At 67.6% G+C, this 14,270-nt stretch carries 15 protein-coding genes; 5 read left to right on the top strand and 10 right to left on the bottom strand.

Going from position 1 to position 14,270, the window contains the following annotated elements; genetic code table 11:
• Positions 1–2: 2 nt before the first annotated feature.
• The 8 genes from gspN to gspG form a co-directional block, all read right to left on the bottom strand.
• Positions 3–809 carry a type II secretion system protein N gene (gene gspN / locus BXA03_RS16410; protein WP_076509734.1) on the bottom strand — a complete coding sequence of 269 codons (807 nt, stop codon included), beginning with the start codon at positions 807–809 and terminating at the stop codon, positions 3–5.
• A gap of 2 nt (positions 810–811) precedes the next feature.
• Positions 812–1,372 (bottom strand): type II secretion system protein GspM, encoded by a 561-nt coding sequence (gspM, locus tag BXA03_RS16405; RefSeq protein WP_076509732.1) that lies wholly within the window; start codon positions 1,370–1,372, stop codon positions 812–814.
• 109 nt (positions 1,373–1,481) lie between these two features.
• The gene (gene gspL, locus BXA03_RS16400) at positions 1,482–2,690 is read right to left on the bottom strand and encodes a type II secretion system protein GspL (protein ID WP_076509730.1); all 1,209 of its coding nucleotides are present in this window, start codon (positions 2,688–2,690) and stop codon (positions 1,482–1,484) included.
• A gap of 173 nt (positions 2,691–2,863) precedes the next feature.
• Positions 2,864–3,985, bottom strand: coding sequence for a type II secretion system minor pseudopilin GspK (gene gspK / locus BXA03_RS16395; protein WP_143476336.1), 1,122 nt, complete (start codon positions 3,983–3,985; stop codon positions 2,864–2,866).
• A complete protein-coding gene (locus tag BXA03_RS16390) occupies positions 3,982–4,653 on the bottom strand; it encodes a PulJ/GspJ family protein (RefSeq protein ID WP_076509728.1) in 672 nt (223 codons plus the stop codon). The genes gspK and BXA03_RS16390 overlap by 4 nt, the downstream gene beginning before the upstream one ends.
• A complete protein-coding gene (gene gspI / locus BXA03_RS16385; protein ID WP_076509726.1) occupies positions 4,653–5,087 on the bottom strand; it encodes a type II secretion system minor pseudopilin GspI in 435 nt (144 codons plus the stop codon). Before gspI ends, BXA03_RS16390 begins: the two co-directional genes overlap by 1 nt.
• Positions 5,084–5,566, bottom strand: coding sequence for a pilus assembly FimT family protein (locus tag BXA03_RS16380; protein WP_076509724.1), 483 nt, complete (start codon positions 5,564–5,566; stop codon positions 5,084–5,086). The genes gspI and BXA03_RS16380 overlap by 4 nt, the downstream gene beginning before the upstream one ends.
• Positions 5,541–5,984 carry a type II secretion system major pseudopilin GspG gene (gspG, locus tag BXA03_RS16375; RefSeq protein WP_076509722.1) on the bottom strand — a complete coding sequence of 148 codons (444 nt, stop codon included), beginning with the start codon at positions 5,982–5,984 and terminating at the stop codon, positions 5,541–5,543. Before gspG ends, BXA03_RS16380 begins: the two co-directional genes overlap by 26 nt.
• A gap of 61 nt (positions 5,985–6,045) precedes the next feature.
• Here gspG and BXA03_RS16370 point away from each other — a divergent pair, with 61 nt between their 5' ends.
• Positions 6,046–6,495, top strand: a complete 450-nt coding sequence (locus BXA03_RS16370) for a type II secretion system protein N (protein ID WP_159444726.1) — start codon at positions 6,046–6,048, stop codon at positions 6,493–6,495.
• Between the two features lie 12 nt (positions 6,496–6,507).
• Here the strand turns inward: BXA03_RS16370 and ilvA are convergent, their stop codons facing one another.
• Positions 6,508–8,064, bottom strand: coding sequence for a threonine ammonia-lyase, biosynthetic (gene ilvA / locus BXA03_RS16365; protein ID WP_076509718.1), 1,557 nt, complete (start codon positions 8,062–8,064; stop codon positions 6,508–6,510).
• 326 nt (positions 8,065–8,390) lie between these two features.
• Here ilvA and BXA03_RS16360 point away from each other — a divergent pair, with 326 nt between their 5' ends.
• The gene (locus tag BXA03_RS16360) at positions 8,391–8,852 is read left to right on the top strand and encodes an OsmC family protein (protein WP_076509716.1); all 462 of its coding nucleotides are present in this window, start codon (positions 8,391–8,393) and stop codon (positions 8,850–8,852) included.
• 101 nt (positions 8,853–8,953) lie between these two features.
• Here BXA03_RS16360 and coq7 read toward each other — a convergent pair whose 3' ends face one another.
• Complete coding sequence (gene coq7, locus BXA03_RS16355) at positions 8,954–9,589, bottom strand: 2-polyprenyl-3-methyl-6-methoxy-1,4-benzoquinone monooxygenase (protein WP_076509714.1); 636 nt, start codon at positions 9,587–9,589, stop codon at positions 8,954–8,956.
• A 306-nt stretch (positions 9,590–9,895) separates the two neighbouring features.
• On the opposite strand from coq7, the gene BXA03_RS16350 reads away from it, so the two are divergent.
• The 3 genes from BXA03_RS16350 to BXA03_RS16340 all read left to right on the top strand — a co-directional run bounded on the left by BXA03_RS16350 (position 9,896) and on the right by BXA03_RS16340 (position 14,231).
• Positions 9,896–11,179, top strand: coding sequence for a porin (locus BXA03_RS16350; protein WP_076509712.1), 1,284 nt, complete (start codon positions 9,896–9,898; stop codon positions 11,177–11,179).
• A gap of 283 nt (positions 11,180–11,462) precedes the next feature.
• Positions 11,463–12,998 (top strand): ABC transporter substrate-binding protein, encoded by a 1,536-nt coding sequence (locus tag BXA03_RS16345; RefSeq protein WP_143476343.1) that lies wholly within the window; start codon positions 11,463–11,465, stop codon positions 12,996–12,998.
• 252 nt (positions 12,999–13,250) lie between these two features.
• Positions 13,251–14,231 carry an ABC transporter permease gene (locus BXA03_RS16340; protein ID WP_076509709.1) on the top strand — a complete coding sequence of 327 codons (981 nt, stop codon included), beginning with the start codon at positions 13,251–13,253 and terminating at the stop codon, positions 14,229–14,231.
• Positions 14,232–14,270: the final 39 nt, after the last annotated feature.

Raw genomic sequence — 14,270 nt, 5'->3', positions numbered from 1 at the left:
GGTCAACCGAGATTGATGATGGAGCGCGCGCCTTCGCGACGCCCCATGATGTTCAGGAGATTGGCGAGGGCGTCCTCGCTGCCGGGCGCGGCGCTGGCCTCGCCCCCGAAACGCATGGCATTGCCGCTCCAGCGGCCGCTGCCCGACAGACGCAGCGCACCGTCGGTGGTGGTCAGCAGCAGGCTGGGTGCGGGTCCGCCGTCCAGCACCAGCCGGTAGCTGCCCATGGGACGCAGCGTGCTGAGGCTGGAACTGAGGTCCGTGGCGTCGAGTACGGCCCGACCGTCCATCGCCAGACGCCCCTGCGACCAGCGCAGAGCGAAGGCTTCGGTTCGCAGGTCGAGGGTGCCGTCCAGCCGCAAGGTGTTCCAGGGAGCGCCCAGGCCCGCGAGCATCGTGGCCGGCCAGCGGCTGCGGCCGTCGTCCCAGGCCAGGCGCAGGCCCGCACTGCCCGCGGGCGCGGCCGCGAAGCCGAGCGGGCCCTGGGTGCAACAGGCGAGCTCGATCTGGCCGCGCACGCCCAGCCAGGCCGGGCGCAGTTGCCACTGCATGCGGCCCGGCAGCGCGATGCGATCTGCGCCGCCCGCGCCACTGGCGAGCACGATGGCAGCGCTGCCCTGCCAGACCGTGCCGCGGGCATCGCGCAGTTGCAACTGGCCGCCGGTGGCCGCATGCAAACCCTGCGCCAGCCAGCGGGCGGGCGCCCACACGAGTGTGGCCAGCAGCGCGCCGAGCACGGCGCCAGCCATGGCCCAGCGCCAGGGCGCACGTGGCTCTCGTCGGACGGCGGCGGCGGTGCGAAGGGCCATGGTCAGCGCGCGGCCGGCAGGCCCATGACGAAGGTGCCCTGCCAGGAAGGTTGCACCACGCCAGGGACGGCGGTCGCATTGGCGGTGGCGCCCGGGCTTGCGGGCGCTGCCGTCTGGGCACGTGTCAGGTGCGCCTCGCGCGGAACGGCGCGGGCGTTGGCGCGGACCTGCGCCAGCCACTCGGCCAACTGGTCGGCCGGCACGCTGCGCAGGCCGACGGCCACGGCGTCGCCCCCCGCGGCACGCACCTGGGCGTCGGGTCCGAGGCCTCGGCTGGTGGTGGACTCGATGCCGCGCAGGGCATCTTCACGGCTGGGTTTCGGTTGACCCTGCAGCGCGCGGGCCTGGGCCTGCAGCGTGGCCATCTGCTGCAGTTGGGCGTCCAGCGCCGCATGGGCCGCCGGCGCGGCGGACAGGGTGCGCAGCGCGGGCGCCAGGGCCACCCACCAGAGCAGCGCGACGGCGACGAGCGTGGCTGCGATGGCGGCCAGGCGACGCTCGCGCGGGGCGAGGGTGGCCCACCATGCCTGCAGGCGGGCCTGGGATGCGGGGCGGCGGTTCACGGGCGCGTTCTTTCGAAAAGGTTCACCGCTTCGGCGGCGTCGGTCCTGTGCGTCAGCGGCCTGGAACAAAGGGGCGGTCGGCAGGCTGGCGCAGTGGCGGCTCGTCCCGTCATCGCGTGGTCTCCGCCTGCACCAGCAGCAGGTCGCCTTCGCCGCGGGCGTTGTAGCCGCGGTTGCGCAGACCGGTCTGCACGGACTCCATCTCCGCCGGCGACAGCGTCACGCCGCGCAGGCGCAACTGGCCGCCGCTGTAGTCGATGGCCGAAGGGACGCGGCCGGCCGGCAGGCTGCCGGCCAGGGCGGCGAGCATCGGCTCGAAGTCGGCCGCCGTGAGGCCACCGGTGGCTGCCTGCAGTGCGGCCACTTCGCGCGACATCTGCAGCGGCGCGTCCAGCACCACGGACACGTTCGGGAACGTCTGGGTGAGCACCTGCCGCACCTGCTGGCGCTTGGATTCCAGCGCCTGCCGCTCCTTGAAGGCCCAGGCGTTCAGGCCCACGAGTTGCGTGACGATCAGCAGCGCGACACCCCATCGTGCGGCGCGCCAGCGGGGGGCGCGCCACACGGCGGTCATCAGCGCACCGGCCTGCTTGCGGGCGCGGGCGCTGCCCGTGGTGGCGAATTCGAACTGCGCCAGGTCCCAGCCCGACTGGCTGGCCTGCAGCCAGCGCTCGGCGGTGGGGAGCAGGGGCAGGGGACGGCCGATCAGCTGCTCGGCCAGTGCGGCGACGGCCGGCTCGGCGGCAGCGTCGCCGGCTTCCGAGTGCGCCATCGCAAGCGCCGCGGTACTGGCCGACAGGGGGAGCCGCAGCACGCCCTGCGCATTGCACAGGGTCAGCCAGGGTGCGTGCGCATCTCCTGTCACGAAGACCGTGGTGGGTTGGCCTTCGGCCTGCGGTGCGAATTCGGGAACGAGCCGGCTGACGCGCCGGCCCGTGGCCTCGAGGGCCTGCAGCGTGGTCTGCAGCCAGTCGCGGCGGCAGGTCGCCACCCAGGCGGGGGCCCCGGCCTGTGCGCCGGGGGAGAGCGCGAAATGAAGCTGCTCGGAATCGTCCAGCAGCCGGTCTTCGAGCAGCCCGGACAGCACGTTGCGCAGGCGCGCGGCGTTCTGAAGGCTGCCCGGCGGCAGCGTCACCGGGTGCCATGACAAGGCGGCCGCCGGCACGATCAGCACCAGATCGTGCTGGCCCGGCAACAGGGAGACGGGCGACTCGCCCTGGCCGACCAGTTGTCGGCCGTCGGCAGACCATTGCGCCCACGCCACCGAGCCGAAGCCGGGCGCGGACGGAGGCGGCGGCTGGACGAGGATCAGAGCCATGGGGCGTGTCGCGGGAAGGTTTTCATTCTAGGCAGCAGGGTCGTTCAGCACGGCCTGCGCCAGACGGCGGAGGCGGCATTGTGACGGTGGAGGAAGGCGGATCCGTGACAGGGGCCCGCAGGACGTCGAGGCAGGCAGGAAAGCGGCGGCTCACGGAAAGATTTTTCCGACTTTCAGCCCGCCCCGCCAGCCGGTTGAACCCCTGCACTGCGCTGGCGCCAGACGATGTTGACGACGTTGCTCACCCGGTTCAGCAGCGAGGTTTCCTCGACCCAGTAGTGGTCCATGCGCAGGCGCCCGCGCACTTCGAAATAGCTGGTCGAGAAGCCGACTTCGCCGGGCGTGATCTGCACATTGGTGGCCGAGGCCAGCTGTTGCGACACGTCTTCCGACTTGGAGAAGTACTGCCGCCGACGCACTTCGACCAGCTTGCGGGCGCTGGCCATGTCGAGCTGTGCGATGGCCGCGAAGATCACCTCGGCGCTGGCGGTGTTGAGATTGACCGCCGTGCTCTGCGGCAGCAGCGTCACGTAGGGCGCGATGGCCGCCACGGTGTCGGCCGGCAGTCCCAGCCAGCCGAGTTGTTCGACCCGCTGGGGCATGAGTGGTGCGCCGCTGGCGGCGCCATCGTCGGTGGACGAGGCGGTGGATTGGGCGGGTACTTGGCTCTGCGCCGCCGCCGGTGAAGTGGCGGGCGTCGACGCGGGGGCGGACGTGGCGTCCGTCGTTGCGCCGCTGCCGTCGATCGGTGGCTGCGTCACGCTGCCGCCGGCCAGCAGGGCGCGGCGCATCTGCTGCACGAGGGTGTCCACCTGGGCCGGCGGCAGGTCGAGCAGATCGAAGAGCTTGCGCGTGGCCGCCACGGCACTCTGGACCGGCCGCCCGCCGGAGTCGACCAGGTTGCGCAGGTTGAGCCGCGACTGCGCATCGGTGATCGAGCCCGACAGGAAGGCATCGGGCAGGCCTTCGAGTGCATCGCTCGCGACGTTCTTGTCGGCGGCCAGGAAGCTCGTGAGCTTGGCTTCGGCCAGGGGAACCGCCCAGGGTTCGGCCAGATGGTCGACGCTGCCGGTGCGCCCGTCCTCGGACAAGATGAGTCGCGACCAGTCCAACGCGCCGGACAGCAACAGCGAGGCCTGCAGGCGGGAGCGCTCGGCAGCCTCCACCTCGGTGGCGCGCCACTGGCGCCACAAGGCCGCGGCCGCCAGCGTGGCCACCAGCGTCACGGTGATCAGGGCCGTGAGCAGGGCAGCGCCGCGCTGACGCCCCCGAAGGGCAGGGAGCGTTGTCATCATCTGTTGGCGGCGCTCCAGTTGGGCCGCAGCCAGTCGCGCGTGATGAGGCCTGAAAGCCCCGGTCCGGGCGGCAACTGCAGCTGCAGCCGCACGCCATCCGGCAACGTGGCCGTGCCCAGCGCCTGCGCCTGTACGGCAACGGCCCATGCGCCGTTGCGGAAGTAGCCGACGTTCCAGCCCGTCGCCGGCAGCACGCGCGTGGCGGCGGCGTCGGTCCCGGGCGCCGCGGAATCGGCCCAGGCCGCCGCGGCACCCCATGCCTGGGTCCAATCCGCACGGCTGGCCAGGGGCGGCGACTGCCAGCGCAACCAACTGCTGCCGCCTTCGGCTGTGAGGCCCACGGTCCATGCGATCACGCGGGCGGCGGGGCTGCCTTGCGCGTCGGTGCCCTGCCGGGTGATGCGCAACACGCGGCCGTTCCAGTCCAGCGCGGGCGTGTTGCCGAAGTTGGCGGCGGCATCGAGGTCCGCGCCCCATTGCGCGAGGGCCGTCTGCAGCACCAGCACGGCCTCGTCGCGCGCGCCATGCTGGGATTGGGCGCGGGCCATGCTTTCGAGTCCCCGCCAACTGATCAGCGCCAGCAGGGCCATCGCCGCCAGCGCGACGAGCAGCTCGACCAGCGTGAAGCCGCGCAGGCGTGCCCTGCGTGCCGCTTGGGGGCGGGCCATCAGTAGCGTCCGATCACGGTCGACAGCCGCAGCAGCGGCCACTGCTGCGCATCGCGCACCTGCACGTCGACGCGGTTGAAGTTCGGGTTCAGCGTCGGCGTGGTCGACACCGCCACGTCCAGCTGCACGCCGGCCTGCTGGCAGCCCCGGCTGCTTTCGCCCACGGGCGGCATCTGCGGCGACAGGCGCAGTTCGATCAGCTGGTTCTGGGCACACAGCTGAGCCAGCACCATGTCGGACTGTCGCTGGGCATTGCGCGTGAGCGCGTTGGTGGCCTGGGCTCCGGCCGCCAGCGCGATGGCCACGATGGCCAGCGCCACCAGCACCTCGACCAGCGTGAAGCCGTGGTGGGGTGCCGAAGCGAGTCTGCGTGGCGCGCGTTCGGATCCGTCTGCGGTATGCCCACGGCGGGCGGCAACCGTCCGGGCACTCATGGCGCGCCTGGGTCGACGACGGCGAAAGGCCGCAGTCCATCGGTGGCCAGTCGCAGAACCTGGGCGGGCGGACCTTCGCTGCGGATGAGCACCTGCTGCGCCCCGATGATCGGCTCGGGGCCGAGCAGCAGGGCCGTCACCGGCCGACCGGCTTCGTCCAGCGGCTGCGCACTGACGCCAGCCATTTGCCAGCCTTGAGGGAGGGCCCCGGGCGGCACTCCGTCGAAGACAAATCCCTGCGCCGTGACGCGCCACCGAACCGACGCGCCGCTGGCCCGGGCCTGCGCGCGACCCGCTTCGAGCAGGGCCACCAGACGCTCGGCCTCGCGGTCCAGGCTGGCGCGAGCCGTATCGCGCAAGGCGAATCCCACGCCGGCAGTGGCGAAGGCGATGATCGCCACCACCACCAGCAGCTCGATCAGCGTGAAGCCGGCGGCCGGGCGGTGCAGGTGGCTATTGCCAGCTGCCGACGTCCGCATCGTTGCCCTCGCCCCCGGGCTGACCGTCGGCGCCGAGCGAAAGAACATCCACCTCGCCCTTGATGCCCGGGTTCACGTACTGGTACGGCCGGCCCCACGGATCGTTGGGCAGCTTGTCGATATAGGGCTTCCAGTTGGGTGCGGCGGGGCCGGTCGTCGGCCGCGCGACCAGGGCCTGCAGACCTTGCTCCCCCGTGGGGTAACGCTGGTTGTCCAGGCGGTACATCTTCAGCGCGTTCATCAGGTTGTTGACGTCCGTGCGGGCGGCGGTCACGCGCGCATCGTCCGCGCGGCCGATCACGTTGGGCACGATCAGGGCCGCGAGCACCCCGATGATCACCAGCACGACCATCAGTTCGATGAGGGTGAAGCCTCGTTGGAGAGGGCTCTGCCGGGTGCGTTTGAAGGAAGCTGTCATGGGCGGCGCATCATAATGCCCGCATATGACGAGTGCGTTGCCCGTACCTTCCCGATGGCCCGTGGCGGTGATCACTGCCGTGCTCTGGGCCGCTGCCGCTGCCAGCGCGGTCTATTGGGGTCTGCGAGTGGCTGCGCCCGCCGGGTCCGGATTGCCGCCGCCCGTGGCCATGAAGACGCTGGGTGTGGAGACTGCCGATGTGGCGCGGGCCTTCGGTGCGTTGAAGGTGGCCGCCGTCGCGCCGGTGGCGCCCGATGCTGCCAGCCGGTTCCGCCTGCTGGGGGTGGCGGCCGATCGGGACGGCAGCGGCGCTGCGCTGATGTCGGTGGACGGCAAACCGCCACGTGCGTATCGCACGGGCGCAGCCTTCGAGGGTCAACTCGTGCTGCAGTCCATCGATGCAACGGGCGTCCACATCGCTCCGGTTGCGGGCGGAGCGGGGCTGCGGTTGATGGTGCCCTCGCGGCCCTTGGCGGTGAATGGGCCGCCAAGGGCAATTACGCTTCCCTGACGCCGCAGGCTTTCAGGCCTGCAGGAAGATGCGGTAGGCCGGATTGGCGGTCTCTTCGATGAAGGGATAGCCCAGTTCCTCAAGGAAAGACTGAAAGATGGCATCCTCCGCGGCCGGCACCTGGAGGCCCACGAGGATGCGCCCGTAATCGGCACCCTGGTTGCGGTAGTGGAAGAGGCTGATGTTCCAGTTCGGCTTCATCAGACTCAGGAACTTCAGCAGGGCCCCGGGCCGCTCCGGGAAGACGAAGCGCAGCAGCCGCTCGTCGCTCGCGAGGCCGCTGCGCCCGCCCACCATGTAGCGCACATGCTCCTTGGCGAGTTCATCGTGCGTGAGGTCGACGGCGCCGAACCCGTGGCTGCGGAACAGCTCCGCGATGCTGGCCGATTCGCCACGCTGCTGTGTCGTCAGGCCCACGAACACATGGGCCTGCTGCGCATCGCTGATGCGGTAGTTGAACTCGGTGACGTTGCGCGGACCGCCGGGCAACTGGCCCACCAGTTCGCAGAAGCGGCGGAAGCTGCCCCGTTCTTCTGGAATGGTGATCGCGAAGAGGGCCTCGCGTTCCTCACCCACCTCGGCACGCTCGGCCACGAAGCGCAGGCGGTCGAAGTTCATGTTGGCGCCGCAGAGGATCGCTGCGTAGGTCTCGCCCCGCTTTCCGTGCGTCTGCACGTACTGCTTGATGGCTGCGACGGCGAGCGCGCCGGCCGGCTCGACGATGCTGCGGGTGTCGATGAAGATGTCCTTGATGCCGGCGCAGACGGCGTCGGTGTCCACCGTGATGAATTCATCGACGAGGTCACTGGCAACGCGGAAGGTTTCTTCACCCACCAGCTTGACGGCAGTGCCGTCGGAGAAGAGGCCCACATCGGGCAGCGTCACCCGTTGCCCGGCCGCGACGGACTGCATCATGGCGTCCGAGTCGTTCATCTGCACACCGACGACGCGGATGTCGGGACGCACCGCCTTGATGTAGTTGGCCACGCCGGCGATCAACCCGCCGCCGCCGATGGCGACGAAGATGGCGTCGAGCCGGCCCTGGTGCTGACGCAGGATCTCCATCGCGATCGTGCCTTGGCCGGCGATGACCTCCGGATCGTCGAAGGGATGGACGAAGGTCAGGCCTTCGCGTTCCTGCAGCGTGAGCGCGTGTTGGTAGGCGTCCGAGTAGCTGTCGCCATGCAGGTGGACTTCGCCGCCCAGGCTGCGGACCGCATCGATCTTGAGTTGCGGGGTGGTGACGGGCATGACGACGACTGCCCTTGTGCCCAACTTGCGCGCACCCAAGGCGACGCCTTGCGCATGATTGCCTGCTGATGCGCAGATGACGCCGCGAGCCAACTGCTCGGTCGACAGGCTGGCCATCTTGTTGTAGGCACCGCGCAGCTTGAAGCTGAAAACGGGCTGCTGGTCTTCCCGTTTGAGCAACACCGTATTGCCAACTCTGTCGCTCAAGGTCCGGGCGGGTTCCAGCGCCGATTCGACTGCCACGTCGTACACGCGGGCGGTGAGGATCTTCTTGAGATAGTCGGCGGGCGTCAGCGCCGGTCCCTGGCTGGTAGGCATGGCGAAAGGGAGACCAATGAGAGCAACGTTTGATGATACGCGGCGCCCGCTTGGTACCCATGAGCGACACAGGCGGAGAGTCGCCTCTCGCATGAGCGAGCCCAGCAGAGGTGCGGCAAGAAAAAAGCCCCCGAGTCTTGCGACTCGGGGGCCAAATCCACCAATTGGGAGGGTGGAGGAGACAACTGGGGCATACCCGAAGGCATGCGATGGAATAAAGTATAGCGCTCGCATGCTGCATTGCAACAAGTGTGTGATGCGAACGCGCAACAATTCAACATTCAGACCTTGTGTCGTGAACTATTTCACGGCATCGAACGCTCACTATGGAATGCACAGTCAGCTGGACCGGCCAAGCCGGCACCCGATCCGCCATGGGTTTTGTTGCAGAAACGGGAAGCGGTCATGTGCTGACCATGGACGGCGCGCCTGACCCCGCCAAACCTGCCAACGGTGGGCAGAACCTTGCGCCTCGCCCCATGGAAACCGTATTGGCGGGCACCGGTGGGTGCACGGCCTACGACGTGGTCATGATCCTCAAGCGCGGTAGGCACGAGGTCGAGGGTTGCAGTGTTCGCCTGACGAGCGAGAGGGCGGAAAAAGATCCCAAGGTGTTCACCAAGATCCACATGCATTTCACTGTCACGGGCCGAGGCATTCCTGCGGCGGCGGTGGAACGCGCGATCGCGCTGAGTCACGACACCTACTGCTCGGCCAGCATCATGCTTGCCAAGACGGCCGATATCACCACCAGCTACGAACTGATCGACCGCAGCAGCGGTCATTGATCACGCGCCGCCGTTTGCCTTGACGGCAGTGCGGCGCTCACGTCCGTCAAGGGTGAGCAGCCTTGATCGCGCCGCGTGCGCGAACGGAACGGCGTTTCAGATCAGATTCGGTACGCCACCGTCGTCATGACGCGTGCGGCCATCCTCATGAGTGTGGAGACGCCAGGCGGCAGTGGCCGCGCGCCGGCCTCTTGGGCCCAGGCGGCATGCGCCGCCTCGTCGGCCTTCATGCGCTCCACGACTGCGCGAGACGCGACGTCCGCCGGGGGCAGCCGATCCAGATGGCCGTCCAGGTGCGCCTCGACTTGGCGCTCCGTCTCCCGGACGAAACCCAGGCTCCAGGCGTCTCCCATGCGGCCCGCCAGAAGCCCCAATGTGAACGCCCCGCCGTACCACAGCGGGTTCAGCAATGACGGCCGGGCGCCCAGACTGTCCAGCCTGTCGCGCGTCCAACGCAGATGGTCGGTCTCCTCTTCGGCGGCGCGCAGCATCTGGCTTCTGAGTGCTGGATCCGATGTGGTCAGCGCCTGCGCGTTGTAGAGGCCCTGAGCGCACACCTCGCCCACGTGATTGACTCTCATCAATGCCCCTGATCGGCTACGGTCTGCGGCTGACAGAGCGGACTCAGCGCCCGGCGCGGACTTTGCGGGAGAGTCGAGGCGCGCCGCGGGATTGCCCCAGATGGTGCGCAGAGCGCTGTCGGCTGCTTCTAGCAGGGTGTCGAGAGAGTTCGGCATAGGTCGGATTGGACCTCAGTTCGTCAACTCCCTGCATCTGTCCAAGATCCAGCCCGTTTCATATCGTGAAGTCGCATGAGAGGCGAGGCTGGGGTCGGTCCTGCTGCCATGTTGTGCGTGTGCAACGAATCGCGGAGGCCCCTCCAGATTTGGCCCAATTTGCTTTGCCGTGGCGACGGGGCTCTGGTGCAATAGCGACAACTTCCCAAAAGGAGGTTGGCCCGGGGCCCGGCGGGAGCACAGCATGTGCCAGCGCGGTGAACCCTTCGCACCGGCGCCCTATGTTTAACCTTGGAGAAACTTGCAATGAAAAAATCTCTAGTTGCTCTGGCTGCCCTGGCTGTCGCCGGTGTGGCCTCGGCCCAATCGTCGGTGACCCTGTTCGGTATCGTTGACGCTTCCGTGAGCGGCGTGTCGAACAAGAGCGAACTGGTGACGAACCCCGCGGTTCTGCTGGCCAACCCGTTTGCCTACGCCCTGCTGCCCCAGTCGACGACCTCCAGCCGTACCGGCATCAGCAACTCGGCCAACAGCTCCAGCCGTCTGGGCTTCCGCGGCGTGGAAGACCTGGGTGGCGGCCTGGCTGCCAGCTTCTGGCTCGAAGGCGCGCTGAACAACGACGACGGCACCGGTGCAGCCACCGGCGGCGGCCTGAACTTCCAGCGTCGTTCCACCGTGAGCCTGTCGGGCCCCTTCGGTGAAGTGCGTCTGGGTCGTGACTACAAGCCGACGTTCTGGAACCTGACCGTGTTCGATCCGTTCGGCACGAACGGCGCCGGCACCGCTCTGGTCCAACGCGCCATCGGCGGCAGCACCGCTGTGCCCGCCATCGAAGGCTCGAACGTTCGCGCCAGCAACAGCATCGGCTACTTCCTGCCCCCGAACCTGGGCGGCTTCTATGGCCAAGCCATGTACGGCTTCAGCGAGCAAGCCAAGTACGACAACTTCCTGCAGGGCAGCCTGAACAACGGCAGCCGTACCGGCCGTTATTGGGGTGGTCGCTTCGGCTACGCCAACGGTCCTCTGGACGTTGCGCTGGCCTACGGCGAGCAAGTCAACGCTTCGAACTTCAACATCGGTACCAACAACCTGTCGAAGAACTTCAACGTTGGCGGTAGCTACGACTTCGGCGTCGTGAAGCTGTTCGCTCAGTACGTGAACGTCAAGGGCACGGTCGACTACTCGGGCAACAACCAGCCCCTGTTCAACCCCGACACCAAGCTCGACGGCGCTCTGCTGGGCGTGACGGTGCCGGTCGGCGCTGGTCAGATCAAGGCCACCTACGGCAAGGTCAAGACCCGCGTGGACCAGAACCCCCTGGTGTACCTGACGAACCCCTTCTTCCAGTACAACGCCCCCAAGGCTGACCAACTGGCTCTGGGCTACGTCCACAACCTGAGCAAGCGTACCGCCCTGTACGCCACCGTGGCCTACATCAAGAACAAGAACGGCGCCGACTACCAAGCCAACTCCAATGGCCTGGCTACCCCGTACGTCGCCACGTTCCAGCCGGCTGGCACCGCTCTGACCGGCGCCTACCTGCCGAAGAGCTCGGTCGGCTACGACTTCGGTATCCGTCACTCGTTCTAATCCGACGCTGGCTTCGGCCAGCTGAAGACCAAGATCGTCAAAGCCACCCGGCGCAAGCCGGGTGGCTTTTTTCATTGCCTGATTGCGCCCGGGCCGGTGGTTTTTTGCGGCGCGGCGCTGACCGGTGGCTCTCGTGGCCGTCGTCCTCCGCAATGCCCCTGCATGGCGGAGGCGCCCGATTGCAGGACGCCACCAGGATTGCAATAGTCGGCCCTCCAAAACATACGAGGGGTTGCCTGTGAATTTCAAACGTCTGTGCGCGCCGCTGGCCGTGGCGCTGGTCATGGGGGTCGCCTGGCCCGTGCATGCCAAGACCTTCCGTTGGTCGAGCGCGAGTGACATTCCGACGATGGACATCCACTCCCAGAACAACGCGCTGGGCAACGGGGTGCATGCGGCGATCTACGACTCGCTCGTCTACTACAACAGCAAGACCTTCAAGGCGGAGCCGCAGCTCGCAACCGGCTGGAAGAACATCTCGCCCACCCAGGTACGCATCACCCTGCGCAGCGGCGTGAAGTTCAGCGACGGCTCTGCGCTCACGGCCGACGATGTGGTCTATTCGTTGACCCGCGCCATGGCCAAGACCTCCAACTACGCGGTCTATGCGCAGGGCATCGACAAGGTCGTGAAGGTGGACGACAGCAACGTCGACATCATGCTCAAGGCGCCGACGCCCACGCTCATCAACCAGCTGACCGAGCTGCGCATCATGAGCCGCGCCTGGGCCGAGAAGAACCGCTCTCTCGAGCCCAAGGACATCAAGACGCAGGAAGAGACCTTCGCCCACCGCAATGCGATGGGCACGGGGCCGTACATGGTCAAGGAATGGCAGCCTGACCAGCGCCTGGTGCTGGTCGCCAACCCGAACTACTGGGGCAAGAACCCCACCAACGTCACCGAGATCGTCTACACGCCCATCAAATCGCAGGCCACGCGCCTGGCGGCGCTGCTTTCGAACGAGACGGACTTCGTGCTCGACCCCAGCCCGCAGGACCTGGGGCGTCTGCGCAACAACACCGACATCAAGGTGATCGACGGCGTCGAGAGCCGCACCATCTTCCTGGGCATGGACCAGTTCCGCGACGAGCTGCCCGGCTCCAACATCAAGGGCAAGAACCCGCTCAAGGACGTTCGGGTCCGGAAGGCGCTCTACCAGGCCATCGACATCAATGCCATCCACCGCGTGACCATGCGTGGCCTGTCGCAGAACACCGGCACGGTGATCGCGCCACAGGTCAACGGATGGACCAAGAAGGCCGACGCGCGTTGGCCCTATGACGTGGCGGCAGCGCAGAAGCTGCTGGCCGAAGCGGGCTATCCCCAGGGCTTCGAGGTCGACTTCGCCTGCTCCAACAATCGCTACATCAACGACGAGGCCATCTGCCAGGCGGTGACTGCCATGTGGGCGCGTATCGGGGTGAAGGCCAAGCTGCGCACGCTGCCGCTGGTCACCTACTTCCCGATGATCCAGCGCTACGAGGCCAGCATCTACATGCTTGGCTGGGGCGTGCCCACCTTCGACGCGCTCTACAGCCTGCAGTCGCTCCTGCGCACCGTGGGCGCCGGCGGCGACGGCAACTACAACGTGGGCCGCTATTCCAACCCGCAGATGGATGCACTCGTGGAGCGGGTGAAGGTGGAGACGGACCTGAAGGTGCGCAACGAGCTGCTCGAGAAGGCGCTGCTGCTGTCGCACGAGGACGTGGCCTACCTGCCGCTGCACAACCAGGTGATCCCGTGGGCCATGCGCAAGAACATCGAGGTGATCCACCGCGCCGACAACCGCATCGACTGGCGCAGCGTGAAAGTGAACTGAGGCAGCGGGCGCCAGCCTTCTGAAGCCTGGCCTGGCCTGGCCTGCCCGCCCCGCTCGCAGGGCAGGGTGGCCAGCCTTCGGCGCCCGCTTCGTGCCGCCATGGAGCACCGCCTTCGACGGCGTGCTCCTAGTGCTTTCCATGAACCAAAACGGGGCAGGCTTCGTCCATTTGGTCTTATGCTCGCGCGGGCCGGGTATGCAGCCTGGGCATGTCCTTTGCTCTGCATCCTGCTTCGAGGAATTTCCCCACGCATGCTCGCCTTCGTTCTGCGCCGCCTGATCCAGGCCGTCATCGTCATGGTGGCGGTGGCCTTCATCGCCTTCCTGCTCTTCCAGTACGTGGGCGACCCGGTGGTCTTCCTTCTGGGGCAGGATGCAACGCCCGACCAGATCCGCGAGCTGCGCTCCGCGCTCGGCCTCGACAAGCCCTTCTTCGTCCAGTACTGGCACTTCCTGCTCAATGCCGCGCAGGGTGAGTTCGGCCTGAGCCTGCGCCAGGGGGCCAAGGTTTCCAGCCTGATTGCGGAGCGCTTTCCTGCCACGCTCGAGCTGGCGATCGTGGCGGCAGGTCTTGCGTTGCTGCTGGGCATTCCGATGGGTGTCTATGCAGCCCTGCGGCGGGGCAGCTTCATGAGCCAGCTGTTCATGACGTTGTCGCTGCTGGGTGTGTCGCTGCCCACCTTCCTGATCGGCATCCTGCTGATCCTGGTGTTCGCGGTGCACCTGGGCTGGTTCCCCAGCTTCGGCCGCGGCGACATCGTGCAGATCGGCTGGTGGCGCACCGGGTTGCTCACGCTGGACGGCTGGCACCACCTGGTGCTGCCGGCCGTCACGCTGGCCATCTTCCAGTTGACGCTGATCATGCGGTTGGTGCGCGCCGAGATGCTCGAGGTGCTGCGCACCGACTACATCAAGTTCGCGCGGGCACGGGGCCTGTCCAACCGCGCGATCCACTTCGGCCACGCGCTCAAGAACACGCTGGTGCCGGTGATGACCATCACCGGGCTGCAGCTGGGCGGCCTGATCGCCTTCGCCATCATCACCGAGACCGTGTTCCAGTGGCCCGGCATGGGCCTGCTCTTCATCCAGGCCGTGACTTTCGCCGACATTCCGGTGATGGCGGCCTACCTGTGCCTGATCGCGTTGATCTTCGTCGTGATCAACCTGGTCGTGGACCTGCTTTATTTCGCCGTCGATCCGCGGCTGCGTGTAGGCAAGGCGGGCGGCCACTGATCGAGCCGCGCGAACCCTTTTGCCGCGCAGCGATCCCTC

The organism is Pseudacidovorax sp. RU35E (assembly GCF_900156165.1).
In the GTDB taxonomy this organism is placed as follows: domain Bacteria; phylum Pseudomonadota; class Gammaproteobacteria; order Burkholderiales; family Burkholderiaceae_C; genus Xenophilus.
Note: the sequence above shows the minus strand (reverse complement) of the source record. Positions and strands in the feature narration are given on the sequence as shown.